The organism is Amphritea pacifica (assembly GCF_016924145.1).
GTDB classification, from domain to species: domain Bacteria; phylum Pseudomonadota; class Gammaproteobacteria; order Pseudomonadales; family Balneatricaceae; genus Amphritea; species Amphritea pacifica.
Window position 1 is genome coordinate 1 of sequence record NZ_JAFFZO010000032.1, and the last position, 25,712, is coordinate 25,712.

Consider the following 25,712-nt stretch of genomic DNA (forward strand, 5'->3'; position numbering starts at 1 on the left):
CGGATAACGACACCACCAGCTTCAGCATTGGCGACATGAGCGTCAGTGAGGGTGGCCTGATGACCTTCACCGTGACCCGGAGCGGGGATGCGGCGGATGCCCAGACCATCGACTTTGCCACCAGCATCGGGGCCGGTGATACCGCCGAAGCCAATGACTTTACTGGCAACAGCGGCACCCTGACCTTTGCGCCGGGTGTCACCAGCCAGACCTTCACCGTGCAGACTACGCAGGACGGTATCTATGAAGGCGGCGAGACCTTCACCGCGACCCTGAGCAACAACTCCGCGGGCAGCACCATTGCCGATGGCACCGCCACCGGTACCATCCTGGATGACGGCACCGGCCCGGGTCCGTTCGACCCAAGCGGTCCTGGAACACCTGATAATGACGTTCCGACTCTGTCTGTTAGCAGCCCGAGTGTGGGTGAAGGCGGGCAGATGGAGTTCACTATCAGTCTGAGTAATCCTAGTATTGAGCCAATCAGTTTCAGTGTTGCGACTGTTGATACTGGCAGTGCGACGGATACCACCGATTACAGTCCGGCTCTTGAATACTTCAATACGGGGTCAAGCCTATGGGAGCCTGTTACGGGTGATCTCAGCTTTGCGCCTGGCGACACAACTCTTCAGGTTCGTTCTGCTACCGTGCAGGATGCTCTGGTTGAAGGCCCTGAAAGTTTCGATCTGACAGCCACGGTTACCGGCGGTACCACTACAAACAGCAATGCAACCGGTACAGGTACTATCACTGATGATGACCATATACCTGATGCTGTTAACAGCAGTGCTTCGACTCTGGAAGATACAACACTGACGTTTAGTGCTGCAGACTTCGGTTTCAGTGATGCAGATGCCGGTAACAGTTTACAGGCTGTGCGGATTGAGTCACTGCCGACTGATGGAACGCTATTCTTCAATGGCGTCGAGATTACTGCTGCGAATCTGACCAGCTTTAATGGCGGTAGCAATGAGATAAGCAATACCGAGATCGGTTTGCTGACCTTTGAACCAGCCCTTAATGATTCCGGTTATGACAGCTATAACGCTGCGGGTGAAGGTGATCAGTTAAATGATTATGACAGCTTTACTTTCGGTGTATCCGACGGTGTTAACTGGAGTACCTCTCCTGCAACACTCACCATTGATGTTACGCCGGTAGCGGATGCTCCGACACTGACAGTGGATGGTGTACAGTCAAGTGGTGGTGTTGATCTTGTTGATCTGATTACCGTTCCAGCTTCTGAAGGCTTAATTAAAACGGTTTATACCAATGTGGGAATTAGCCCGGCCACAATCGATAGTAATACGATTGAAGCGATTGCTGATGGTCTGACAGGCGGCACAACGACTGTCGAAACGCAGCCCTATCGCGCTGGCGGTAATGGTGTGGATAATATCCCTGTTGATAATCTTGAAGTTACTACAGGTGTTATTTATCTTGAAGCGGGTACAACCCTGTCATTCAATGGTTATTCTGATGACGCTTTCCGCATAGAGCTTGGTGGTACTACATTGATTGATACCACCGGAGATGCCTATGGAGACTACGATACGTCAACTGTAGGTACTGCAGCGGTGGGATCCGGTACTGTATCCACATATGGCGACTTCACCGCAGCATCAACCGGCTACTACACCTTCGAGATGTATATCTACAACCATATTGGCGCAGGTGACCTGTCGGTTAACGTCAGTGTGAATGGCGGCGCCAGTCAGCCATTCGATACTGCTGCGGTTAATATGTACACCGGTATTGATGCGGTAGATGCTGCTCAGGGGCAGCACTCGGATCTGATTCTGACATCCGGCAGTGACGGTGGTTATTATCCGGTAGAACTCAATAAAGGCTATGAGGGTTCACCGATCAAGCTGTCAGCTATTAATGCTGCTCTGGTTGATACCGATGGTTCTGAAGTACTTAGCAGTATCGTTATCTCAGCTATTCCTGAAGGTTCTGTACTGACCGATGGCACAAACAGCTTTACTGCAACTGCAGGTAATACTGAGATTGATGTAACCAGCTGGAATCTGGATAACCTCAGTTATACTGCGAATGTTGACCTGCCAGAGGGGCAAACACGGGTCGATAATATCGTGGTTACGGCGACTTCACAGGAGATCGCTTCCGGTGCAGTTGTTGACACTGCAACTCAGGTAGCCAATCTTGATATTACGGTTATTGCGCTGAACAATGCTCCTCAGATTAGTTCTGTTCAATCGGCCGTGGTATCTGAAGAGGGCTTGCCAGCGGGCGTTGTGGATAATCAGCCTGTACCGGGCGATACTACCAATGCTGCTGAGTTTACCGGGACATATACTGCAACAGATATTGATACCGGTGATATCCTGACCGCTTCACTGAACAGCATTACAACGGTTACTACCTCTGATGGTACTCCGCTCTCTTCCGGTGGAGAGCAGGTCGCATTTGCTCTGAGCAGTGATGGCCATACGCTGACCGGTAGTGCGGGCGGAAGCGACGTTATCAGGATCAGTATCGCTGATGATGGAACTTATGCTGTCACACTTCTGGGGCCGGTTGACCATGCTCCGGGCCAGGGTGAAAACCGTCTTAGCTTCGATCTGGGCTTCCAGGTGTCTGATGGAACAGTGAGTGATAATGGCACTATCAATATTACCATTGAGGATGATCAGCCGGTCAGTGGCGATATCTATCAAAGCCTGGTAATTGATCCACAGAACACCAACCTGATGTTTGTCATCGACACCTCCGGCAGTATGGCGTGGGATGCTGCAACCGGCAGCAATACCATTACAACGGTTGAACGGATGGAGTTGTTGCTCACCTCGATTCTTGAGGTGATTAATACCTATGACGCCATGGGTGATGTGAAGATTCAACTGGTGACGTTCGATTCTGGGGCAGACTCAACCTATCAGTCAGTATGGCTGACAGTTGATGAAGCAAAAGCGCTGATAGGCGATGGTACCAGCGGCTCCCGTGATCCGGTATTGGAGCCGAATGGTGGCACCGATTACGACGTTGCCGTGGCTACCGCTCAAACGGCCTTTGCTGCCGATGGTAAACTGGTTGCCAGCGATGGTTATTCAGTCGCTAATGTTTCCTACTTCCTCTCTGATGGCAAGCCTACAACAGCAGGAGGGACTGAAAACACTACGGGTATCACCGGTGCTGAAATCACTCAATGGCAAAACTTCCTGACCTCCAATGCGATCGATTCCTATGCTGTAGGATTTGGATCAGGACTGACGGCAGCCGACCAGGCGCTACTGGATCCGCTGGCATACGATGGGGCTGCTTCAACAGATAAGGACGGAGTCATTGTTACCGATTCCAGCCAGCTGTCCAATGAGCTGCTCTCGACTATTCAGCCACCTGTGATTGGCGGCATATTCGGTTCTCTGGAAAATAATGGCTTTGGCGCTGACGATGGTGCCTTCCTTGAGATAGAGATGGATGGTATTACCTATACTTATGATCCGGCTGCCAATGGCGGGACTGGACAGATCGATCTCAGTTCCGGCAGCAGTGTTGCGGGGAACGAGATTACCATCGATACAGCGGGGGGGGCGACTCTGACGCTGAACTTTGTCACCGGGCAGTATCAGTATGTTGCTGATGCGGATCTGGTGATGGATACCCAGGTTCAGGAGGTTTTCACCTTTACCTCAACCGATAACGATGGAGATACTACATCCGGTACTGTTACTCTGAATGTATCCCGCGGTATTGATACAGATGGTGACGGCATTATCAATAGCATTGATGTGGACGATGATAACGATGGTATTCTGGATACAGTCGAAGATGCGAATGGAACAACTGTAACCACGACCACTCCTTTCAGTCTGGAAACGCCTGCAGCTAATATTGCTGCAAACGGTGGAACCGGCTCCCAGACTATCGATATGTCTGCTTACGGCGTAGCTGTGGGCGATACTGTTACCATCAGTAATATTTTTGCTAAGGGGGATTTGAACAACACCAATGAGTGGTTTAATTTATCCTTTGATAATGGCGTTACCAATACAGGCAATCTGACAACTGGTTTCCAGGATAATGCCTATCATCCGATTCTCCAGAATGTCAGTATTACTGCAACGGTAGTGGATGTGGGTGGTGTCCCATCGATTGTTGTCACAGGCCAGACTGGGTCTGGAAGTGACAGTTTCGGCGGATTTGTTGGGGTAGATTACTATTTCACACTTTCTGGCGTGACTACTGTTACAACCACCATCGCTGATGCCGATGGTGACGGTATTATCAATAGCCTGGATATCGACAGTGATAACGATGGTATTGCTGATAATATCGAAGCACAGACGAATGCCGGTTATATCACCTCATCCGGAATTGATGCCGATCATGATGGGCTTGATGATGCCTACGAGCCGGCAGGTCAGACTCCGGTTGCAACGAATGGTACACCGGACTATCTGACACCAGACAGCGACGGTGACGGGACCAATGACGGCTTGTCCCCAGCCAGTAGCGGAGATGATCGTCTGGTCGGATCTGCAGCAGCTGATACTATCGATGGCCTTGATGGTAACGATGCACTGATCGGTCTTGATGGCGACGATACGCTGATCGGCGGTATTGGCAACGATATCCTGGTGGGTGGTGCCGGCGATGATCTTCTGATGGGAGGAAGTGGTTCTGACTTCTTTGACTGGAATGGTGGGGATGAGGGCATAGCAGGTACACCTGCAACAGACCATATCACCGACTTTTCAGTTGCAGACGACACCCTGGATCTGTCTGATCTGTTGGATTCGCTTGGTTTGGCAACTCAGGGAGGGGTTGTTGAGTCCTATCTGAGTCTGACTGAAAACGCATCGAATCAGGCGGTGTTGAATGTTAAGGACAGCGCCGGAGGAAGTGTCGTTCAGGAGATTGTGCTGGACAATGTCAGCATCCAGGATCTCAAAACCGATCTGAGTATTGATCAGGGCGCAACTAATAATGACCTGCTGAATCAGTTGATTGATCAGTCTAAACTGATTGTCTGAAACTGACTCGGGTGGCTCTCCAGGGAGCTGCCCGTTTTTTTGTTTAGCATATAGCATCGAACAGCTGTTTGATGTCAGGGTTTGAAACAGATAGCTACGGCTAAATATTTGTTTATTGAGGCAAAAAATAACAGTGACACAACCACAATCAGACTGGATTTTTGGCAGCAGTCGGGAACAATTTGTTGACCCTTTGCTGGATGCCCTGGTGCTTTTGAGTAAGTACTATGGCACACCTGCGTCTGAAGACTCTCTCAGTAGCGGGTTGCCTCTGGTTAATAACCGTCTAACAGTGGAGCTGTTTCCCCGTGCAGCTGAGCGTGCGGGTTTATCTGCGCGACTGGCTGACCAGCGATTGCTAAAGATTCATGAGTTGCTACTGCCCTGTGTGCTGCTGTTAAAGAATCATAGCTGTTGTGTTTTGATGTCTATCGATCATCAGGCGGGTACTGCCCGGATATTGCAGCCGGAGAGTGGTGATGGTGAGGTTGAACTGGGCATCGACGCGCTGGAGAAGATCTATTCAGGCCACCTGTTCTATATTCGCAAGAAGTATCAGTTTGATCAGCGTAGTCCCGATGTTCTGAATACCCGGGAAGGGCACTGGTTTTGGGGTACATTCCGCAGCGCTTTGCCGATTTACCGTGATGTGCTGCTCGCCTCTTTGCTGATCAACCTGTTTGCTGTGGCATCACCGCTGTTTGTGATGAATGTGTATGATCGCATCGTCCCCAATCTGGCATTCGATTCACTCTGGGTATTGGCGATCGGTGTTGGGTTAGTGTTCGTCTTTGACCTGATTCTTAAACACCTGCGGTCATATTTTATTGATGTTGCGGGGAAAAAACTTGATCTGCAATTATCAGCAAAAATATTTGCCAAAGTGATGGGAATCCGTCTGGAAGCCCGGCCTCTGTCTGTGGGGGCTTTCGCTAATAATCTGCAATCGTTCGAAACGATTCGTGAATTTATTACCTCTGCAACACTGGGTGCGCTGATAGATCTGCCTTTTGCGCTGCTGTTTTTGTTGGTGATATGGATAGTGGGTGGCCCGCTGGCCCTGGTGCCACTGTTTGTCATGGTGGTTCTGGTAGGTTATAGCCTCTATATTCAAAAGCCACTGGCAAAACAGATTGAGCTGACTTCTAAGATTGCCTCGCAAAAACAGGCCACTCTGGTTGAAGGACTGACGGGGATTGAGGCGGTTAAAATTAATGGTGCTCAGAGCCAGTATCAGGTGATCTGGGAACAGGCTGTCAGCAAGATGGGGCAGCATGATATCCAAACCCGTAAGCTGGCCAATGGTGCTTCAACACTCTCCGGCTTTATGCAACAGATGATGACCGTTGGTATCGTTGTACTGGGTGTCTATCTGGTCGCTGCAGGTGAGTTGAGTATGGGAGGGATTATTGCCTCGGTGATGCTGAGTGGACGTGCAGTGCAGCCTCTGGCCCAACTCTCTTTGCTGGCAACCCGGTATAATCAGGCTAAGGCATCAATGAGCCTGATTAATAATGTAATGGATATGCCTGTTGAAGAGGAAGAAGGTAAAAGTTATGTCAGTCGGCCTAAGCTGAAAGGGCAGATCGAGTTTGATAAAGTCTGCTTTGCCTATCCGGGACAGCAAAGCTACGCCCTGCACGAGGTTAGCTTTGTTATCCGTCCAGGGGAGCGGGTTGCCCTGATTGGCGGAATTGGTGCCGGTAAAAGCTCGCTGGAAAAACTGATACTGGGATTGTACCAGCCAACATCGGGTGATGTACGGATCGATGGTGTCAATATCGCACAGCTACACCCGGCAGATCTGCGTCGTAATATCGGTAGTATTACTCAGGAAAGCCACCTTTTCTTTGGCAGTATCCGTGACAATATTGTTATGGGAGCGCCCTTTACCAGCGACGAAAATCTGCTGCGTGCCGCCGAGTGGGGGGGAGTAACCGAATTTACCAACCATGATCCCGATGGGCTGGAGCGACAGGTGGGCGAGGGTGGCAGACAGCTATCGGGAGGGCAGCGTCAGTCTGTTGCTGCAGCCCGGGCGATTGTGATGGACCCGCCCATACTGCTGTTGGACGAACCTACCAGTCAGTTAGATAGAAAGTCTGAAGTGAGGCTGATGAATCAACTTAAGTTACTCGATCAGAGCAAAACCGTTATTCTGAGTACCCATAAATCGAGTCTCTTAGATGTGGTTGACCGGATCATTGTTCTGGAGAATGGGCGTCTTGTTGCAGATGGTCCTAAGGCTGAAGTCGTTAACTGGTTACGCGAAGGCGTCAATCAACAGAAAGCCAAAAGGGAGGCTCAGGCCTGATGGGTGATATGCACACAGATCAGGTGCCGGTTTCTGCTGAAGACAACTCTTCGAAAGAAAATACTGCACTGAGCGCAAAGACTGAAGCCCGGCGCGACAAAACCGTGGTTGCAGATGAACTACATGATTTTATTGATAATGCGGCGGCCAGTGTATTGCTGGATACGCCGAGAAGTTCACGCGTGCTCCTCTGGGGGGTTGTGTGTTTTGTGATTGTCGCCATCGTCTGGGCCTATTTTGCGCAGCTGGATGAGATCACCCGGGGACAGGGGAGTGTGATCCCTTCACAACAGATTCAGGTTGTGCAGTATCTCGAAGGTGGGATTCTTAAAGAGCTGTATGTCAAAGAGGGGGATAAGGTCGAAGCGGGCCAACCTCTGCTGCGTGTGGATGAAACGCGGTTTTTATCGGACTTCAGGGGGCAGGCTCAGGAGCAGGCCTATCTGGAAATATCGATAGCTCGTCACCGGGCAGAACTTGCCAGTATTCAGATCAGCGATGAGGCCGTCAACAGTGACTGGCAGGGGCAGGTTAAGATTGTGCCTAAGCCTATCTCAGTGGATGAAGACTGGCAGAAACGCCATCCCGATCTGTTAGAGCGGGAGCAGTCTCAACTGGAGGAGTATCTGCGTAATCTGACTAACCAACTGGAGATTATTGGCCGGCAGATTCAGCAGGGTGATCAGGAAGCGAAGGAGCTGGAGTCTAAAATCAGTCACCTGGACCGCTCCTACCGACTGAGTCTGCGTGAACTGAAAATGACACGACCGCTGGCGGAACAGGGGGTCGTTCCTGAGATTGAACTGATCAAGCTTGAAAGAGATCTGAATAGCTACAAACAGGAACTTGAAGGGGCCAAGCTGCTATTGCCTAAAGTGCAGCTAAGTATTCAGGAATCGGTTGCGAAACGTCGTGAAATCGCGTTAAATGCACGCAGTGAGAGCCAGCAGAAACTGAATGAAAACCTGGCTCAGCTGAATCAGAAAACGGAAGCACAGGTGAGTTTACGTGACCGGGTAGACCGGACAACAGTTGTGTCACCAGTGCACGGCACAATTAAAACCATTTCAGTGAATACCATCGGTGGTGTTATTCAACCGGGTATGGATCTGATTGAGATCGTACCGACAGAAGATCATCTGCTGATCGAAGCAAAGATCTCGCCCAAGGATATAGCATTTCTGCGACCTGGGCTGAGTGCGGTGGTGCGGCTGACAGCGTATGATTTTTCAATCTATGGTGGTTTAAAAGGTACGCTGGAACATATCAGTGCAGATACCATTGAAGATGAAAAGGGGAACCTTTATTACCTCATCAGGGTACGCACTGAAAATACAGACCTTGGGCGAGGAGGCAACTCCCTGCCAATTATTCCTGGCATGATGGCGACTGTCGACATTATGACGGGTAAGAAGAGTGTACTTGATTATTTGCTGAAGCCTATTTTCAAGGCGCAGCAACAAGCTTTACGAGAACGATAACGTTAAGATGGACTTTATCCGGGGGGAACGGTTCTATGGGTAAGATAAACAGGGTTGGCGTGTGTGCGCTGACGTTACTCGCGTGGTCAGGCACAGTCTCATCGCAGACTCTGGTGGAAGCGACATCATTTGCGATTGGTAATTCACCTGACGTCGCAATTGTGAAAAGTCAGTATCTGAGTCGTATCGAGCAGATCGGTGTGTCCAGAGCGGGCTACAAACCGAAAGTCGATGCCGCGCTGGGCTGGGGTGGAGAGTGGACCAATAGTCCATCTACCCGTGCAGCAACCGGTAGCTCCGATTATGTCGATCTGGAGCGTGGCGAAGCGTCATTGACCATGAGTCAGTTGTTGTACGATGGTCTGCGGACTAAAAATGATAATGACCGGACAACCGCAGAGGCTGAAGCTCAGCGGTATCAGCTGTGGAGTGTGGCAGAGAATACCACGCTGGAAGTAGCTGACGCTTACATGACAGTGATTAATGCTGAGGAAGCGTCTGTTCTGGCGGCGGCCAACCTGGAATCCCATATAGAGATTCTTGATGGTATTCGTAAGCGTTCAGAACACGGGCTTGGATCAGCTTCCGATCTGTCGCAGGTTAAGGGTCGGTTGAGCAGGGCGCACTCTAACTACCTGGCGACCGATAATAATGTTCTTGATGCGAAAGCCCGCTACTACAAGGTTGTCGGACAGGAAGCGATCGGGCTGGTGAAACCCGCAGCGGTTGATCAGTATATGCCGGTCTCCTATGAGCAGGCGCTTGAAAGAGCCGGTAAAGTACATCCGACACTGTTGTCTGCACAATTTGATGTGGATGCCGCGGTTGCTCAGTTGAAGACCCGGGATTCAGATTTTCATCCGGATGTTCGGCTGGAACTGGGAGGCACCTGGAATAATAATCTTGATGGAGCCGCTGGATATAATAATGATCTGACAGCGATGATCCGGATGCGTTACAACCTGTTTAACGGTAATGCAGACAGCTACCGTCAGAAAGAAGCGTACTACCAGTTGATGGAAGCCAGTGCAATTCGTGACCGGGCACAGCGGGAAGTAGCTGAAGGTATGAGCCTGTCCTGGAACGCCTACCAGTTGCTGGAACGTCAGATGGAGTTCCTGGAAGCGCATGTGATTGAAGCTGAGAAAACGCTGGATGCATACAAGCAGCAATTTAAGCTGGGGCGCCGCACTCTGGTTGACCTGCTGGATGCAGAGAATGAACTGTTTGAAGCGCGTAAAGAGCTTCTCAAAGCTGATAAAGATCGTATCATGACTCAGTTCAGGGTTCTGAATGCAATGGGTGAGTTGTTGACTGTTCTGAATCTTGATCGTGAGTCAATCCTGACCAGCGAAGATCAGGCAGAGATCTCCGCTCTGCGTGACTAAGCTAATCCGTCTGTTTGTCCGCTGCGATCAGTTTTGAACGCAGCGGATTTGCAGGCTGATTATTTTGTTGTTATCCGCTATAATCGCCGCCTTTTTAAACTGCTTCCAGAAAGTGTATATGAGCGAAGAACTGGCAAAACAACAGAAAACCCGGCTGAACAAACTGCAAAAACGCCTGCGTCGGGAAACTGGCCGCGCAATCGAAGATTTTAATATGATCGAAGATGGCGATAAGGTGATGGTGTGTCTGTCCGGTGGTAAAGACTCTTTTGCCATGCTGGATATTCTGATGAATCTTCAGAAGAGTGCCCCGATCCGTTTTGACCTTGTTGCCGTTAACCTGGATCAGAAGCAGCCAGGCTTTCCCGAACACGTGCTGCCTGAGTATCTGACTCAGATAGGTGTGCCGTTTCATATTGTCGAAAGAGATACATATTCGGTTGTTAAAGAGCTGGTGCCAGAGGGTAAAACCACCTGTGCATTATGTTCCCGTCTGCGTCGCGGCACGCTGTATGGCTTTGCCGAACAGATCGGGGCCAACAAGATCGCCCTGGGCCATCACCGTGATGACATTCTGGAAACCTTCTTTCTCAACATGTTCTATGGGGGCAAGCTGAAATCGATGCCACCGAAGCTGGTGAGCGATGATGGCAAGAATATGGTGATCCGTCCGCTGGCCTATGCCCGTGAGAAAGATATCGCGGCTTATGCCGGGATGCGTGGATTCCCCATTATCCCCTGTAATCTGTGCGGCTCGCAGGATGGCCTGCAGCGTCAGGTAGTTAAAGAGATGTTGCAGGACTGGGATAAACATCATCCGGGACGTATTGAAACCATGTTCCGCTCATTGAGACATGTGGTTCCCTCCCACCTTGTCGATACTGAGCTGTTTGATTTTAAGGGGCTGCAACGCGGCTTTGCGCATGGTATCAGTGACCCTGACAAGGGCTTTAGCGCTCCGGCGAAAGAGATGGCGGAGATGATCGACATTCTCTCACTCTGACCACACCCGGACCCGTCTATGAATATCTGGGTTGATGCGGATGCCTGTCCTAATGTGGTGAAGGAGATTCTGTTTCGCGCGGCACACCGTTTGGGTATTAAAACGGTTCTGGTTGCTAATCAGTTTTTATCAACGCCCCCGTCTGTTTTTATCAGTGCGGTGCAGGTGCCTGCCGGGTTTGATGTCGCGGATAACTATATTGTGCAGAAGTGCAATGCGGGAGATCTGGTGATTACGGCCGATATTCCGCTGGCTTCCGAGGTGCTGGAAAAGGGGGCACATGCACTGAATCCCCGGGGAGAGTTCTATACCCCTGAAAATATTCGCCAGCGACTGAATATGCGTGACTTTATGGATCAGCTTCGCAGTTCTGGCATTGACACCGGAGGTCCCGCCAAACTAAACCAGCAGGATCGTCAGCTGTTTGCCAATCAACTGGACCGGTTTCTGGCTAAACAGTTGCGTCAGTAAGCCCTGCAAGCCTGCCTACTTCGCTTTTAGTCTAACAATAGGGGATATCCTTTATTTTTTGCCGGTTTTGCTTTAGCGTTTGTTCTAACATAAAACAATAACTGAGGCCGCTATGAGTGACACCCTATTGATCCGTGAGGATGCTGATGGTATCTGCACACTGACACTAAACCGCCCTGATGCATACAACTCTCTCTCTATGGAGTTGATGCAAGCCCTCATCGCCGCATTTGATGCGATCGCTGAAGATATCTCTGTTCGTGTTGTTATTTTGCGGGGCAGTGGCCGTGGATTCTGCTCCGGCCATGATTTGAAGCAGATGTTGGGAGAGGGAGAGGAAAGCTATTATCAGTGCACCTTTGAAACCTGCTCAACGCTGATGCAGCGAATCGTCAATCTTCCGGTTCCGGTGATTGCACAGGTTCACGGTGTCGCGACGGCGGCGGGTTGTCAACTGGTCGCCAGTTGTGACCTGGCGGTGGCCAGTGAAACCGCACGTTTTGCAACGCCCGGGGTTAATATCGGTCTGTTTTGTTCGACGCCGATGGTGGCTCTGAGTCGTGCCGTGAGTAAGAAGCATGCGATGGAGATGTTGCTGCTGGGTGATATGATCAGTGCCGAAAAAGCGGCTGAAATAGGCCTGCTGAACTGGGTCGTTCCTGAATCATCTGTGGGACAAAAAGCCGGGGAGGTGGCCACTAAAATAGCTGCCAGCTCACGTAAGGCGATCTCTATCGGTAAGCTGGCCTATGCCCGTCAGATAGATAAGCCTCTGGAGCAGGCTTACATCGAATGCAGTCGGGTGATGACGGAAAATATGCTTACCCACGATGCTGCTGAGGGGATTGATGCCTTCATTCATAAGCGAAAACCACAGTGGCAACATCGCTGAGCAGGGGCCACCTGTTACTGTTTTCTGTTGAGGTTGTCAGAAGAGGTCAGGCGCCTGTGTTCAATAGATTTATATTGTCTCATATTAATGAGAAACCCGTGGAGGCGTGTTATCTTGCCCAAAGTCAGGGCAGGATAGGCAAGAGTAGCGAAGTATAGAGGGCTGAAACAATGTTGAATCGGCGTGCCATTGTAAAGGCGATCATCAATGGTGGGGCTTTGGTGGGTGTTGGGGCACTGATGCCGCGTTTGGCAATGGCGTGGAATAAGAGTGCTTTTGCTGCACAAAGCCAGGTATTTGCCGTGAAACTGTTGCTGGGTGGCGTGCCTGTTGTCAGTGATCAGGTTATTGTGAAAGCGCCGGCCATCGCAGCCGATGGGGCGATGGTGCCGGTGACAGTCAAAACGTCTCTGGACAATGTTGAGTCCATCAGCCTGTTTGTTGAAGCCAACCTCCACCCATTGGTGGCACAGTTTATTATCCCGAATGGCACCGAGCCGTCGGTGTCGACCCGCATCCGGATGCGTGAGTCATCCAGTATTACGGCGGTAGTTAAAGCGGGTGGCCAGCTAATGAGCGCCTCGCAGGAAACGAAAGTGACCAACGGAGGGTGTGAAGGTTGACGACGCGGGAGCTAAGGTCAGACAGGGGGAGTAATGATGGCTGATATGATTAACGTTAACGCCCATGTGCAGAACGGTATCACTCAGGTCAAGCTGAAGGTTCGCCATAGTATGGAGGATGGACAGCGCACCGATAAAAAGACCGGCAAGTCGATTGCGGCTAAGTTTTTGCGCGAGATTAAAGTGATGCATGAAGGGAAACCCGTTTTTGCTGCAAATCTCAGTACCGCCATCGCTGAAAATCCTTTTCTGGCTTTTAGCTTTTCCGGTGGGGTTAAGGGAGAAGCGCTAACGATTAACTGGGTCGAGAACACCGGGAAGTCCGGTAGTCAGACGGCTGCAATCGACTAGCTTAGCAATGCTCTTGTATATTTTACTTAACTTCTAATTACCTGAGATTATGTGGCCTGCATAGCCAGCTCTGCGCAGTACGGTTGATTTGTTTTATCCTCCGTCAGCGAATCTTTCCATGTCAGGGGAAAAGCGGTTCTACTCAGCCTGTCCATCCGCTAGAATGAGCGCACAAATGAGAAGGAGAAGTTTGTGAACCGAGTCGCTTTATTGGCCCTTCTGAGCATATCCACACTGGCTGGCTGTAATGCCGCGAATGTCCAGCCGGATGCTAGTTCATCTGCTGAGTCGCCTTCGGCTGAGCAGCAGGCGGGCTCTCCACCGGACACCCTGGATCAGTCTGCACAGTTCGATCAGTTGAATGGACGTATCACGCTGTTGCAGGAGCAGTTTCTCGAACTCAAAGTACAGAACAGCTCTGTTGCTGAGCGTGTGCAGTTGTTACTGACCCAGTTTCAGGTGCTGGCGCAGGAGGTTAAACGTTCGGCTGTTGTAAAACCTCAGGCAGCACAGCCAGATCCTGGCTTGCCGGAAATGATGCAACGGCTGGATCAGCAGTTAACTGAGTTACAGCAGATTGCGCCGGAGCTGGGCGGTGGCGATCCATTTAAACTGGCCAGTTGCTATACCGCGAAAGGGCAGTGGGTGATGATTCGTTACAATCGCTTTTCGGGCGAGAGCTGGATCTCTGCCGCTAATAGCTGGCAGCCTCTTGAAGAGGAGCAGACGCCATCAATCTCTTCCTACGATATACAGTTGTTACCGGCTAACAACGATGTCAAAGGATATGTTGCCGCCCGTATTGACCATAACAGTGGCGATAGTTGGTGGCTGAATCAGCAAACCTGGGTTAAATATCAGCAGTAAGATTAGCGACAAAATGACACAACCGACCCCTGAAAGCCTGATCGGTCTTTTTAACGGACTGTTCAGCGAAACATTGAATACTGAGCTGGTCAAAGGAGAGGACGAACCGATCTATCTGCCAGCCGATGCCCGACATCCCAAACACCGGGTGATTTTTGCCCACGGCTTCTTTGCCAGTGCGCTGCATGAGATCAGCCACTGGTGTGTTGCCGGCGAGCAGCGCCGTCAACTGGTCGATTTTGGTTACTGGTATAAGCCTGATGGCCGAACCGCTGAAGAGCAGGCCGAGTTTGAGAAGGTTGAGGTCATACCGCAGGCGCTGGAGTGGCTGCTGTCGCAGGCTGCAGGCCATAAGTTTCATTTTAGTGCCGATAATCTAGGCAGCGATATCGGTGCCAGTGAGCAGTTCAAGAATGCTGTGCTGTCGCAGGTGAAGCGCTACCTTGTTGATGGTATTCCAGAGCGTCCAGCCACTCTGATCAAGGCGTTGCAACACTATTATGGTACGGCACCGCTCAGCGCCGATCAGTTTTCACTGGATGGAAAATAAAAAAAAACCGGCGGATGATGCCGGTTTTCTTCTTTCAGATATCAGGTTTCAGTTTCAGGGTGTTTGTTTTTTCATCCCGTTATGCATCTGCATATTACCCATACCAGACATGACATCCATCACCTTAATATCCAGCTTCTCTGAGCTGCCATCGCTGAAATTCAGTGTCAGGTCAATGGTCTGATCTTTAGCCAGGTTCTGCTTCAGGCCTATCAACATAACATGAAGGCCTCCGGGTTTGAGTTCTACCTGCTCATTGGCCTGCAGGGTTATCTCAGGAATCCTGCGCATTTTCATCACCCCGTTCTCCTGAGTGTGGGTATGCAACTCGGCAACTTTGGCAACTGAGGAGGACGCCGAAACCAGAGAGACCTCTGTATCGCTGTTGTTCGTCAGCGTCATAAAAGCGGCACTGTTAGGTTGCCCCGGTGGCACAGCACGGGCATAGGGGTGGTCAACCTTGACCTCGGCAAAAGCGGAAGCTGAAAGTGTCAGCGCGGCAACCAGCGTAATAAGCTTTTTCATAGCGTTTTTATCCATAACAGTTCTAGTGATAGGGGAATTGCTGATAACATCCTGTGTTCAAAGCCTGAGTGCTTTGTTGGTTGTTAAAGCAGTGTTTTTATCTCAGTCATCAGTTTTTCAGGTGGTGTACCGTGGGCCACAGTGCTGCTCAGTTCACCCTGCTTATTGATCAGGTAGATCCGCGAGGAGTGATCAACGGCATAGCCCATCGCTGAATCCTTCATATCGACGATGCGGTAAAATGCACCATACTGGGAAACCACCTGATCAATTTTTTCCCGACTGCCGGTAACGCCAATAATAGAGGGGTAGAAGAACGCGCTGTATTCAGCCAGTTTTTCGGGGGTGTCGCGATCAGGATCCACACTGATAAAGATGGGTTGAACCTGATCCCGCTGATCGGTATCCAGGTTTTTCATCGCCTGTGATATCACCGCCAGAGAGGTTGGGCAAACATCCGGGCAATGGGTATAACCGATATAGATGAGGACCACTTTACCTTTAAAATCGTGCAGGGAAACGTTGCCATCGACCCCTTGCAGGGTGAAATCCCCGCCCAGAGTTTTCAACATCGGCTGACCCGGAGAACCGCTTTGCGGCGACAGCATATAAGCGGTGACGATGCCTGCAAGCAGGGCCAGCGTCAGAAGTAACAGGTTGCGTAGTGTTGTCAGATTGCTTGCCATTATTTTGCTCTGAATTCAAACCATGTATTGATCGGTCCGGCAGCGGTTTCTGCCGAGACAGTCAGTCGCCATAACATCTCGCCAGTGGTGCAGACGGCTAATTCACCCTGACCACTGAAATTCCCGGGGCTGCTTTCAACAGGGGTTAGTTGAGTCTGATTGATGCCCATATACATTTCACTGCCCTGCAGATTGATGATCACTTTGCTGGCGCTGGTTCCGTCGATGCTGACCCGGTAGTTCAGCGGTGTCATCGAGCGAACAGGCCGGGGTTGAATATCCACAGTCAGGCTGACTTCGCCCATATCGACCGTGCAGCTCTGCTGGTTCAGATCACAATCGCTGGCTATCCCAGGTGCTTGCACAGAGGGCAGACCGAACAGTGTTGAGCCCAGCCATATTGCCAGAATGAATCCCCCCAACAAGGCCAGATACAGGTATTGTGGTTTACTATTTTTGGCTACAGGCTGGGCCATCTGTGGATGTTTCCTCTGCAATGAATTGTCACCGATCCTGATGAAGATCTGAATGTGGCAAATTGTCGCATTATCAATGGATTAGTGAAACGTTTCCTGGTCGCGACCTGTAAAACAGAATAAGAGGTTATAACTATATTTGTTTAAAATCTAAACGGTATATTTATGTCATAGTATTGATATTTAAGAGAAATCCTAGATTATTAGTACGGTTGTTGTCTGGTTTTGGTATGAATGTTTGATGTTATAATCGGCAATAGATCTATACTGATGGTTGTCTGCTATAGCTCTGGGGGGGATATATGCAACCACACTGTCGGGATTGCCAGTTTCTGATCGAATCGAAGTTTGACACTGAACCGCATCCGGGTCTGAAGTCTCTGTTAAAGAAACCGATAGCCGAGATCTACCAGTGCCGTCACTGTGACAGCTGTTTCATCTTCACCAGGCATGATATTTCTCTGGTTGTGCCTGATGAACCGGAAAGTAAGCAGTGCTGATCTTCTCTCTGCCGTTATCAGTAGCGATTGATTTGCCTGGTCTGATACCGCACACTGGAGCAAACAGAATCTGATGGATCGTAATAATGGAGTGGGACAAACTTCTGACAACGAAACGCTATGGTCATGAGAACCTGACGCCCGAAGAGGTTGGGCGAAGTCATTTTCATAAAGACCATGACCGGATAATTTTCTCCAGTGCCTTTCGGCGACTGGGCCGCAAAACCCAGGTACACCCGCTATCGCTGAATGATCATATCCATACCCGCCTGACCCACAGTATCGAAGTGGGGAGCCTGGGACGCAGTCTGGGGATTCGGGTGGGGGAGTTGTTGCAGGATCAGTTACCCCCATGGATCAGTCCCCACGATCTCGGCACTATCGTGCAATCAGCCTGTCTGGCCCATGATATTGGTAACCCTCCCTTTGGGCATGCCGGAGAGTATGCTATCCGGGACTGGTTTAAACACAAAGCCCCCAGACACTATCTTGAAGAGCTATCCGCGGCGGAACTACTGGATCTGCAGACTTTTGAAGGCAATGCTCAGGGGTTCAGAGTGGTGACCCGGATTGAAAATAATCTGTTCGATGGGGGACTGAGGCTGACCTACCCGACACTGGGGACGCTGCTGAAATATCCCTGGACAGTGGAACGGGCAGGTAAAAAAGGCAAATTCAGCAGTTTTGGCACCGAGCGGGAGATTCTCAACGCACTGGGGCGGGAACTGGGGTTGGTTAAGCTGGGGGACGACTACTGGTGTCGCCACCCGCTGACTTACCTCGTCGAAGCCGCCGATGATATCTGTTATGCGATTCTGGATCTGGAGGATGCGATAGAGCTGAACATTCTCGGTTTTGATGATATTAAACCGATCATGTTGCAGATCTGCGGTGACCTTAACTACGAAGACGAGATCTTTTTTACTCAGGCGTCAGCCCGACGGAAAATATCCGCACTGCGCGGTATGGCGATGGAAAACATGGTTGAATCGACCGTCGCGGCATTTATGGCGAACCTGCCGCTGATTATGACGGGTGAATACCGCGGAGAGCTGCTCGCCGATGGCGATGCCGGTGTGCGGGAAGGACTGGAAAAAGCCAAAAAGCTGGCCCGTGAGAGGGTATTTCCGGACAACCGTAAAGCAGAACTGGAGGTGGGAGCCTACAGTACCTTGGGAGGCCTGCTGGATTCATTCTGTGCAGCGGCCTACGAGCAGCATACACAGAGCAGTGACCAACTGAGTTATCGTAGTCAGAAAATCATTAGCCTGATGGGGATACACAGCCCCGATCCGCAATGGCCGTTGTATCAATCCTATATGCGGGTACTCGATTTTATCGGAGGAATGACAGACAATTACGCCGCCTATCTGTCCCGTCAGATAGGCGGTATGTCAGTCAATTAACTGCAAACTGTAACCATAGGGTGTCTCGTTGTGTCGATGCGTGATCAGCTAAGTAATCTGGTATTTTCTACTGAAAAAGGGGCGCTGTGCCCTGCGTGTAAAGAATCTGTTGATCACTGTGTGTGTGATCAGTTGGCAGACCAGGAACGACTTTCCAGTCTGGATGGCGTTGTTCGGATTCGTCGCGAAACCGCAGGCAGAAAAGGCAAAGGGGTTACCACCATCAGCGGCGTACCTCTGGCGGAGAAAGCGTTGAAAGATCTGGCTAAAAAGCTCAAACAGCAGTGTGGCACGGGTGGTTCGCTGAAAGATGGGATTATCGAGATACAGGGTGATCATCGGGAAAAACTCAAACAGCTGCTGGAGCAACAGGGCTTTACCGTAAAGCTGGCGGGAGGCTGATATGGCGTTACCGAAGCGTAAAAAGGTTTGCAAATACTGCCTCATGATCCGTTTTATGCTGCTGTTTCTGGCGATTGTTGCGGTTTTCCTGTTAAATGGCGTTTATCAGTTCTGGAACTAACTTTCTCACGTCGGTAGGACGCCGGTGAAGCAAAAACAGGGAGCGAACGTTATGTACCGATCAATCAGGTTTTTATCTATTCTTCTGTGGGCGGCAGCTGCGCTGTCTCCATTCGCATCAGCAGAGATTCTGCATTACATCGATGCCAGTGGGCGCAAAGTTTACGTCGATAGTCCCCATAAAATTCCCCCCCAGTTCCGGCACCAGAGCCAGCAGGTTGAGACGGTACGGATGACCGTTGAAGAACAACTGGCCAGTGAGCAAAGTCGTCAACAGATTAGTGAGGAGTATCGCAGGAAGCAGCAGATACGTGAGCTGGAAAGAACGCTGGCGAACATGACAACACCAGTCAGAATTATGGGCAATCAGGTGCTGGTGCCGGTCAATGTTGTCTGGCGAGGCCGAAAAGCCAGCCTCAATCTGCTGCTGGATACGGGTGCCAGTATGACTGTGCTTCACCGCGACGGTGTCAGCTCACTGAATACTACCAGTCGTGATTCCAGTTATGCGCAGGTTGCCGGAGGCGGACTGATCAAAACCGAACGGGTGGTGTTCGACCGGATCGAACTGGGGCCCTACCGCATTGAAAACAAATCCACAGCAGTGATTGAAACCAGTGGTCCGCAACCATTTGACGGGCTTCTCGGTATGGACATTCTCGGCGGAGGCGGCTACAACATCGATTTCGCTCAGCGGAAAATTGTCTGGGCACCTGGTAAGTATAAAGAGATGAGTGCAGCACTTGAAGCATTGAAGCATCCTCAGGCAGAGCTCGAAGATGCTGTTGCAGCCGATAAGGAATAATCAAAAAAGCCCGCATTCATCGCGGGCTTTTTGCCAGAGTCATTGGCTCTATTATAGTTCCAGTTCTGCCAGCTTCAGATCGAGCGTGGCTTTGAGCAGTTTATAAAGCCGGATCGCGGCATCGATCTCCTCTTTGCGGTTGGTCAGGCTTTCAATATTCAGACCCAGAGGGATACCCAGGTTACCGCAGGCTTCCAGGATCTGATCCAGGTTGTTGCGGCAGATGCGGATCGATTCAGCCAGTGGGTTATGGGCATCAAGAATCCGGTGACGGGTCGCCTGTGGCACTGAGATACCCAGCCACTCCATAAATTCAAGTGTCTTTGCACTGCCGCAAGGCGTAAAGGTGAGGATAATCCGTTTCGGTGCGACACCCCGTTCTTTGCACTCCCGGGCATAGGAGCTTAGCAGATCGATAGTGGCCTGCGGGTTGTAAACCGCCTGAGAAACAAAAAACTCGCACCCCTGTGCACTTTTTTCCAGCAGTCGCAGGTGCTCATTGCCTTTGCTGGCATGACGCTCAGCGATCGTCACCCCACCCAGATTGAAATCAAGGCTGTGTTCCTTCAATGCCGTGTAGGCTTGTGGCAGAGTGAGCTTGATATCGCCATCAGCGGAGGGACTGCCGACCAGAACGATGTCCCGTACGCCATGGGGGCACCAGGCCTTGTCGAGCCACTCATTAAAGTCATCTTTGTTGTGCTGAGAGACGCTTTTATAGGTGATCACCGGACGGCCTGATTTCTCCCTCAATATGGTTGAGTAATCCCGGGGATCATGGGTGTTCATAAACGGGAATGGACGGGGCTTGTCGATCCGGCTGCTTTCGTCCTGAATGTCATAGACGATGACACCGTCATAGTCGATCTGCTGCAGACGTTCCAGCAGTTTATTACCGATCTCAGATAGCTGCTCCATCGAAACAGAAGATTTCGGCGGGGTGGTGCCAATAAAATAGACGCCGCGTGTTGGGTCGGCGAATTTCTGTTTCAGTCGTGAGTGGCTCATCTGGGGTCCCGTAATGTGTGTTCTCGGTGGCGCGACAGTGTTCTGGCTGCCAGTACTTCTCTTTAAGTACGAACTATTCTAACAATGAATGCCTTTCATGTGTTTAAGTTATAAGGTGAAATTTTTTGCAGTTAATATGAGCCGATTTAATGTCGCTTGAAATACACTATAGATATCAGTAAGACCAAGCGTTAAGGGGGCAGTGTGAGTGAGAAAAAAGCGGATTTAAAATCGATACAACAGCAACTGGATACAGACCATCGAGAACCCCGTTCTTTGCCTCCGGTACACCTCTGGACTCCGGAGTTCAGTGGTGATCTGGATATGCAGATCACCCGTGATGGTCGTTGGATACATGAAGGTGGTGAGATCAAAAGGGCCGCCATGGTGAAGTTATTTTCTTCTATCCTGTGGCGTGAAGGAGAGCGCTATTTTCTGGTGACTCCGGTTGAGAAGGTCGGCATCCAGGTTGAGGATGTGCCTTTCTTTTTTACCGCGCTGGAGGTTCGTGAGGGGGAGTCAGGGCAGGAACTGGTGTTTACCTCATCCACCGATGATGTTGTTATCGCTTCCGCAGAGCACCCGTTACGGGTAGAGATCGATCCGGACACGGATGAACCCTCTCCCTACCTGATGGTGCGTTATGGCATGGAAGGCCGGTTAAACCGCAATGTCTTCTATCAATTGGTGGATCTGGCCGAAGAGCGGGATGGGGTGTTTGGGGTAGAGAGCTGTGGGCAGTGGTTCAAAATCGGTTAGTTGGCTAGATGTAGAACGTTGCAAAGGATGTGACTGGCTCATTGCTCGGCAAAGCCTGCTTAATATCTGTTGGAGCGGCTTCCAGCCGCGAGCATGATATGACTATTTTCATTCGCGGCTGGAAGCCGCTCCCACAGTAAAAATTGATATATCGGGGCAGTCTTCAGTCCATCCTGAACAACGATCAACGCTTGCTAATTATACAGCTGCAGCGGCGCTTCCTGCAGGGCGAACAGTTGCTCTCTGAGTTCCAGGATATGTTCGCTCCAATAGCGTACGCTGTTGAACCAGGGGAAGTTATGGGGGAAAGCGGGGTCTTCCCAGCGGCGGGCGATCCAGGCGGCGTAGTTCATGATCCGCAGGGTGCGCAGGGTTTCGGTGAGTCTTAACTGGGCGGGGTTGAAATCACAAAATTCGCTGTATCCCTCAATGATTTCCAATAGCTGTGCTTGCTGACTCTCCCGTTCGCCTGACAGTAGCATCCAGATATCCTGAATCGCTGGTGCCATGCGGGCATCATCAAAATCAACAAAATGGGGAGCGTCATCCCGCCAGAGCATATTGCCGATATGGCAGTCGCCATGCACCCGTATCCGGTTGATTGGTTCACAGATCTGCCAGTTTTCCTCCATCAGCCTGAGGAGGTCCGTTGTCAGGGTGTCGTAGGAGGTCTTCAGTTCCGCCGGGATGAACTGCTCGCTGATCAGTTGTACGCTTTCATGGCCGTAACTGGCGATATCAATCTCTGGGCGATGGATGAAAGGCTGGCTGGCACCGATGGTGTGGATCCGGCCGAGCATCCGCCCCAGCGTAAACAGGTTATCCATGTTGTCCAGTTCGGGCGCGTGACCGCCCTTGCGGGGAAACAGGGCAAACATAAAGTCGCCATAGGTAAACAAACTTTCACCTTCGCGAATCAGGGGGGCAACCACCGGCAGCTCCTGTGCGATCAGTTCAAAGCAGAACTGGTGTTCCTCCAGAATCTGCTCTCTGCTCCAGCGGTTCGGACGATAAAACTTGGCGATCATAGGCTCGCTTTCATCTATGCCGACCTGATAGACACGATTTTCGTAGCTGTTAAGACCGAACACCCGCCCATCACAGAGATATCCCAGGCTTTCAATGGCGTCCTGAATAAAGCTGGGTGTGAGGTGTTCAAACGGGTGCAGTGAGGTCATCGGTCTACCAGTTTTTGAAAGGGTGGGTGAGCAGGTTAGAGTTGTAGTAGCGTCTATCGCCAGTGACCTCTTCGGTCACCCAGTCGGGCAGTTCAGGTTGTTCATCTTCACTGTCCAGCTCGACCTCTGCGACGATCAGCCCCTCATTGTCCCCGGCAAAGATATCCAGCTCCCAGAGGTGGTTTTTGTGGCTGATGAGATAGCGGGTCTTATCCACTACCGGGCCTTTACATAGCTCATCCAGCATCTGCCGGGCATCGGTGACCGGAACCTCATATTCAAACTCACTGCGGGAGATCCCTTTGGTTTCTCCCTTGAGGGTGAGAAACGCTTTATCACCCATGATGCGGATACGTACGGTGGTTTTATCGGTGGTCTGGATATAGCCCTGACAGATGGTCAGGCCCTGTTCTGGCAGGTCAACTTTATCCATATTCACGAGAAACTTGCGTTCAATTTCCTGTGCCATATCTTTTCCTTAATAAAAAAGGCACCTTACAGTGCCTTTGAATTATAACGTATCGGGATGATATCTAAGCATTATGAATGCCAGTTTACATAATCCGCATGCCCGGTTGTGCCCCTTCATGGGGCTCTAGAATCCACAGATCTTTTCCGCCGGGGCCAGCCGCCAGCACCATTCCCTCTGACATGCCGAACTTCATCTTCCGCGGGGCCAGGTTTGCCACCATCACGGTCAGCTTACCTTCCAGATCTTCTGGATTATAAGCGGATTTGATGCCGGCAAAGACGTTGCGGGTTTCTCCGCCCAGATCCAGTGTCAGTTGAAGCAGTTTATCGGCGCCTTTGACATGCTCAGCCCTGGCGATGCGGGCAACCCGCAGATCGAGTTTGGCAAAGTCATCAAATGTGACCTCATCGGCTACCGGATTTTTCTGCAGCTCTGTCTCTTCTGCTGATGGCGCGGAGGGGGTTGTCGCCGCGATCGCTGCCAGTGTGGCTTTGCTGTCTTCGATCATCGCGCTGATGGTATCTTCCTCGATGCGCTGCATCAGCGGTTTAAACTTGTTGATCTTGTGATTGAAGAGAGGTTGGTGATTCCACTCGAGGGTTTCTAGATTAAGGAATTTCTTAACGTCTTCAGCTACTTGCGGAAGTACAGGTGCAAGGTAGGTAATTATCGTACGGAAGTAGTTTATACCAGTGTTGCAAATGCCTTGTAATTCTTTTTCTCGCCCTTCTTGTTTGGCAATAACCCAAGGCTCTTTTTCATCTATGTATCGGTTTGCTTGGTCAGCAATACTCATGATAATTCGCATTGCTTTCGCGTATTCACGGTTTTCGTATGCAGCTGCTATCTTTTCTCCAGCATTTATTGCATCTTTTATTTTGAAGGGTTCAGGTATAGAGCCAAGATCGCCGGCAAACTTCTTATGGATAAAGCCAGCGCAGCGGGAGGCGATATTAACCACCTTGTTAACCAGATCAGCATTCACCCGCATACGGAAATCATCCAGGCTCAGGTCGATATCATCGATACCGGAACCCAGCTTGGCGGCGAAGTAGTAGCGAAGATATTCCGGACGCAGATGCTTCAGATAGGTTTCCGCCATAATAAAGGTGCCACGGGATTTGGACATCTTCTGACCGTTAACCGTCAGGAATCCATGACAGAATACTTTGGTCGGTTTACGGAAACCGGCCCCTTCCAGCATGGCAGGCCAGAACAGGGTGTGGAAGTAGGCGATATCCTTACCGATAAAGTGATATAGCTCGGTATCGGAGGCTTCGTTCCAGTATTCATCAAAATCGACAGAATTTTTTTCGCACCAGTTTTTAAAGCTGGCCATATAGCCGATAGGGGCATCCAGCCAGACGTAGAAATATTTGCCCGGGGCATCGGGAATTTCAAAGCCCCAGTAGGGCGCGTCACGGGAGATATCCCAGTTCTGCAGACCCGATTCAAACCACTCATTGAGTTTATGAATCATCTGCTCCTGCACACAGCTGTCGACCCAGTTGCGCAGGGTGTTCTCAAAATCTGCCAGTTTGAAGAAGTAGTGCTCAGATTCTTTTTCAATGGGTTTGGCACCGGAGACGGCGGAATAGGCATTTTTCAGCTCAACCGGGCTGTAGGTTGCACCGCAGACCTCACAGGAGTCTCCATACTGATCCTGGGCGCCACATTTCGGGCAGTCACCCTTAACGAAACGATCTGGCAGGAACATCTCTTTCTCAGGATCGTACGCCTGGGTGATAGTCTTCTTAGCGATATGACCGCCATCACGCAGACGGGTATAGATCAGCGAGGCAAAATACTTGTTCTCCTCTGAATGGGTGGAGTAGTAGTTATCAAACCCCACCATAAAGCCTGCGAAATCGCGCTGGTGCTCCTGGCTTACCTGGCTGATCAGGGCTTCGGGCGTAATCCCCATCTGGTCTGCCTTCAGCATAATAGGCGTGCCATGGGCATCATCTGCACACACATAAGTGCAGTGGTTGCCGCGCTGGTTCTGGAAGCGGGTCCAGATGTCGGTCTGGATGTACTCTACCAGATGACCCAGATGGATCGGGCCATTGGCATAGGGCAGAGCGCTGGTGACAAGAATCTTACGTTGTTTATCAGTCATGATTCGGAGCAGGTCTAGGTTGCAGAGATAAGCGCGCAATTTTACTCTTAAATGACTGAAATTACAGCAAGGTAGGGCGATCTTTTTTATCCGGTGATGATTCAAACCCACTGGTTTAAGTTAACTATACTGGGTAACAATCGGTAGACAGCTTTTTCAAATAACGCTACAACCTGTTAAGGAACACTTGTTACGTTGCAGGAACAAAGTAGTCTGTAACGGTTTGTCGCATAATTGTTGTTGCCTTAACGGTGTAATTTAACAGCTATACTGTAACCTTTACCGGCAGCACCTTCCGCGTCTGATATGAAAAATACTA

23 protein-coding genes are annotated in these 25,712 nt (G+C 50.6%); 16 read left to right on the plus strand and 7 right to left on the minus strand.

Annotation, left to right across the window (positions count from 1 at the left end; genetic code table 11):
* The 11 genes from JW499_RS16985 to JW499_RS17035 form a co-directional block, all read left to right on the plus strand.
* Window positions 1–4,997: beta strand repeat-containing protein (locus JW499_RS16985; RefSeq protein WP_332874437.1), on the plus strand; the 4,997-nt coding region annotated here is incomplete at its 5' end.
* A 133-nt stretch (window positions 4,998–5,130) separates the two neighbouring features.
* On the plus strand, window positions 5,131–7,311 hold the full coding sequence (locus tag JW499_RS16990) for a type I secretion system permease/ATPase (RefSeq protein ID WP_205211705.1): 2,181 nt from the start codon (window positions 5,131–5,133) through the stop codon (window positions 7,309–7,311).
* Window positions 7,311–8,792 carry an HlyD family type I secretion periplasmic adaptor subunit gene (locus JW499_RS16995; protein ID WP_205211706.1) on the plus strand — a complete coding sequence of 494 codons (1,482 nt, stop codon included), beginning with the start codon at window positions 7,311–7,313 and terminating at the stop codon, window positions 8,790–8,792. Before JW499_RS16990 ends, JW499_RS16995 begins: the two co-directional genes overlap by 1 nt.
* Window positions 8,793–8,827: 35 nt before the next feature.
* Window positions 8,828–10,180: a TolC family outer membrane protein gene (locus JW499_RS17000; protein WP_205211707.1), complete on the plus strand. Its 1,353-nt coding sequence runs from the start codon at window positions 8,828–8,830 to the stop codon at window positions 10,178–10,180.
* 118 nt (window positions 10,181–10,298) lie between these two features.
* Window positions 10,299–11,183, plus strand: a complete 885-nt coding sequence (ttcA, locus tag JW499_RS17005; protein ID WP_205211708.1) for a tRNA 2-thiocytidine(32) synthetase TtcA — start codon at window positions 10,299–10,301, stop codon at window positions 11,181–11,183.
* 18 nt (window positions 11,184–11,201) lie between these two features.
* Entirely contained in the window at window positions 11,202–11,654 is a 453-nt protein-coding gene (locus JW499_RS17010; protein ID WP_205211709.1) for a YaiI/YqxD family protein, read from the plus strand.
* Between the two features lie 112 nt (window positions 11,655–11,766).
* Entirely contained in the window at window positions 11,767–12,546 is a 780-nt protein-coding gene (locus tag JW499_RS17015; RefSeq protein WP_205211710.1) for an enoyl-CoA hydratase, read from the plus strand.
* A 170-nt stretch (window positions 12,547–12,716) separates the two neighbouring features.
* The gene (gene soxY / locus JW499_RS17020) at window positions 12,717–13,169 is read left to right on the plus strand and encodes a thiosulfate oxidation carrier protein SoxY (RefSeq protein ID WP_205211711.1); all 453 of its coding nucleotides are present in this window, start codon (window positions 12,717–12,719) and stop codon (window positions 13,167–13,169) included.
* 33 nt (window positions 13,170–13,202) lie between these two features.
* Window positions 13,203–13,520, plus strand: coding sequence for a thiosulfate oxidation carrier complex protein SoxZ (soxZ, locus tag JW499_RS17025; protein WP_232846483.1), 318 nt, complete (start codon window positions 13,203–13,205; stop codon window positions 13,518–13,520).
* Window positions 13,521–13,712: 192 nt separating this feature from the next.
* Window positions 13,713–14,387, plus strand: a complete 675-nt coding sequence (locus JW499_RS17030; protein WP_205211712.1) for a hypothetical protein — start codon at window positions 13,713–13,715, stop codon at window positions 14,385–14,387.
* A gap of 13 nt (window positions 14,388–14,400) precedes the next feature.
* Window positions 14,401–14,937 (plus strand): elongation factor P hydroxylase, encoded by a 537-nt coding sequence (locus JW499_RS17035; RefSeq protein ID WP_205211713.1) that lies wholly within the window; start codon window positions 14,401–14,403, stop codon window positions 14,935–14,937.
* Window positions 14,938–14,991: 54 nt separating this feature from the next.
* On the opposite strand, the gene JW499_RS17040 is transcribed toward JW499_RS17035, so the two are convergent.
* From JW499_RS17040 to JW499_RS17050, 3 genes are all read right to left on the minus strand, one after another.
* Window positions 14,992–15,462 carry a copper chaperone PCu(A)C gene (locus JW499_RS17040; RefSeq protein ID WP_205211714.1) on the minus strand — a complete coding sequence of 157 codons (471 nt, stop codon included), beginning with the start codon at window positions 15,460–15,462 and terminating at the stop codon, window positions 14,992–14,994.
* A gap of 83 nt (window positions 15,463–15,545) precedes the next feature.
* Complete coding sequence (locus JW499_RS17045; RefSeq protein ID WP_205211715.1) at window positions 15,546–16,148, minus strand: SCO family protein; 603 nt, start codon at window positions 16,146–16,148, stop codon at window positions 15,546–15,548.
* Complete coding sequence (locus tag JW499_RS17050; RefSeq protein WP_205211716.1) at window positions 16,148–16,624, minus strand: hypothetical protein; 477 nt, start codon at window positions 16,622–16,624, stop codon at window positions 16,148–16,150. Before JW499_RS17050 ends, JW499_RS17045 begins: the two co-directional genes overlap by 1 nt.
* Window positions 16,625–16,926: 302 nt before the next feature.
* Between JW499_RS17050 and JW499_RS17055 the strand changes: the two genes are divergently transcribed.
* The 4 genes from JW499_RS17055 to JW499_RS17070 all read left to right on the plus strand — a co-directional run bounded on the left by JW499_RS17055 (window position 16,927) and on the right by JW499_RS17070 (window position 19,857).
* Window positions 16,927–17,124 carry a hypothetical protein gene (locus JW499_RS17055; protein WP_205211717.1) on the plus strand — a complete coding sequence of 66 codons (198 nt, stop codon included), beginning with the start codon at window positions 16,927–16,929 and terminating at the stop codon, window positions 17,122–17,124.
* Window positions 17,125–17,210: 86 nt separating this feature from the next.
* Window positions 17,211–18,530 carry a deoxyguanosinetriphosphate triphosphohydrolase gene (locus tag JW499_RS17060; protein ID WP_205211718.1) on the plus strand — a complete coding sequence of 440 codons (1,320 nt, stop codon included), beginning with the start codon at window positions 17,211–17,213 and terminating at the stop codon, window positions 18,528–18,530.
* 36 nt (window positions 18,531–18,566) lie between these two features.
* Complete coding sequence (locus JW499_RS17065; RefSeq protein ID WP_205211746.1) at window positions 18,567–18,932, plus strand: translation initiation factor Sui1; 366 nt, start codon at window positions 18,567–18,569, stop codon at window positions 18,930–18,932.
* Window positions 18,933–19,104: 172 nt separating this feature from the next.
* A complete protein-coding gene (locus tag JW499_RS17070) occupies window positions 19,105–19,857 on the plus strand; it encodes a retropepsin-like aspartic protease (protein ID WP_205211719.1) in 753 nt (250 codons plus the stop codon).
* A gap of 51 nt (window positions 19,858–19,908) precedes the next feature.
* Here JW499_RS17070 and JW499_RS17075 read toward each other — a convergent pair whose 3' ends face one another.
* Complete coding sequence (locus JW499_RS17075; RefSeq protein WP_205211720.1) at window positions 19,909–20,865, minus strand: methylenetetrahydrofolate reductase; 957 nt, start codon at window positions 20,863–20,865, stop codon at window positions 19,909–19,911.
* 204 nt (window positions 20,866–21,069) lie between these two features.
* Between JW499_RS17075 and JW499_RS17080 the strand changes: the two genes are divergently transcribed.
* Window positions 21,070–21,624 (plus strand): DUF1285 domain-containing protein, encoded by a 555-nt coding sequence (locus JW499_RS17080; RefSeq protein ID WP_332874438.1) that lies wholly within the window; start codon window positions 21,070–21,072, stop codon window positions 21,622–21,624.
* 194 nt (window positions 21,625–21,818) lie between these two features.
* Here JW499_RS17080 and JW499_RS17085 read toward each other — a convergent pair whose 3' ends face one another.
* The 3 genes from JW499_RS17085 to metG all read right to left on the minus strand — a co-directional run bounded on the left by JW499_RS17085 (window position 21,819) and on the right by metG (window position 25,393).
* On the minus strand, window positions 21,819–22,802 hold the full coding sequence (locus JW499_RS17085) for a serine/threonine protein kinase (protein ID WP_205211721.1): 984 nt from the start codon (window positions 22,800–22,802) through the stop codon (window positions 21,819–21,821).
* Window positions 22,803–22,806: 4 nt separating this feature from the next.
* A complete protein-coding gene (locus tag JW499_RS17090) occupies window positions 22,807–23,271 on the minus strand; it encodes a CYTH domain-containing protein (RefSeq protein ID WP_205211722.1) in 465 nt (154 codons plus the stop codon).
* Between the two features lie 85 nt (window positions 23,272–23,356).
* Window positions 23,357–25,393, minus strand: coding sequence for a methionine--tRNA ligase (gene metG / locus JW499_RS17095; protein ID WP_205211723.1), 2,037 nt, complete (start codon window positions 25,391–25,393; stop codon window positions 23,357–23,359).
* Window positions 25,394–25,712 lie beyond the last annotated feature (319 nt).

Coding starts and splice junctions, on each gene's coding strand:
- JW499_RS16995 (WP_205211706.1), top strand. CDS start 7,311: ATGGGTGATATGCACACAGATCAGGTGCCGGTTTCTGCTGAAGACAAC.
- JW499_RS17000 (WP_205211707.1), top strand. CDS start 8,828: ATGGGTAAGATAAACAGGGTTGGCGTGTGTGCGCTGACGTTACTCGCG.
- ttcA (WP_205211708.1), top strand. CDS start 10,299: ATGAGCGAAGAACTGGCAAAACAACAGAAAACCCGGCTGAACAAACTG.
- JW499_RS17010 (WP_205211709.1), top strand. CDS start 11,202: ATGAATATCTGGGTTGATGCGGATGCCTGTCCTAATGTGGTGAAGGAG.
- JW499_RS17015 (WP_205211710.1), top strand. CDS start 11,767: ATGAGTGACACCCTATTGATCCGTGAGGATGCTGATGGTATCTGCACA.
- soxY (WP_205211711.1), top strand. CDS start 12,717: ATGTTGAATCGGCGTGCCATTGTAAAGGCGATCATCAATGGTGGGGCT.
- soxZ (WP_232846483.1), top strand. CDS start 13,203: ATGATGGCTGATATGATTAACGTTAACGCCCATGTGCAGAACGGTATC.
- JW499_RS17035 (WP_205211713.1), top strand. CDS start 14,401: ATGACACAACCGACCCCTGAAAGCCTGATCGGTCTTTTTAACGGACTG.
- JW499_RS17040 (WP_205211714.1), bottom strand. CDS start 15,462: ATGAAAAAGCTTATTACGCTGGTTGCCGCGCTGACACTTTCAGCTTCC.
- JW499_RS17045 (WP_205211715.1), bottom strand. CDS start 16,148: ATGGCAAGCAATCTGACAACACTACGCAACCTGTTACTTCTGACGCTG.
- JW499_RS17050 (WP_205211716.1), bottom strand. CDS start 16,624: ATGGCCCAGCCTGTAGCCAAAAATAGTAAACCACAATACCTGTATCTG.
- JW499_RS17055 (WP_205211717.1), top strand. CDS start 16,927: ATGCAACCACACTGTCGGGATTGCCAGTTTCTGATCGAATCGAAGTTT.
- JW499_RS17060 (WP_205211718.1), top strand. CDS start 17,211: ATGGAGTGGGACAAACTTCTGACAACGAAACGCTATGGTCATGAGAAC.
- JW499_RS17065 (WP_205211746.1), top strand. CDS start 18,567: ATGCGTGATCAGCTAAGTAATCTGGTATTTTCTACTGAAAAAGGGGCG.
- JW499_RS17070 (WP_205211719.1), top strand. CDS start 19,105: ATGTACCGATCAATCAGGTTTTTATCTATTCTTCTGTGGGCGGCAGCT.
- JW499_RS17075 (WP_205211720.1), bottom strand. CDS start 20,865: ATGAGCCACTCACGACTGAAACAGAAATTCGCCGACCCAACACGCGGC.
- JW499_RS17085 (WP_205211721.1), bottom strand. CDS start 22,802: ATGACCTCACTGCACCCGTTTGAACACCTCACACCCAGCTTTATTCAG.
- JW499_RS17090 (WP_205211722.1), bottom strand. CDS start 23,271: ATGGCACAGGAAATTGAACGCAAGTTTCTCGTGAATATGGATAAAGTT.
- metG (WP_205211723.1), bottom strand. CDS start 25,393: ATGACTGATAAACAACGTAAGATTCTTGTCACCAGCGCTCTGCCCTAT.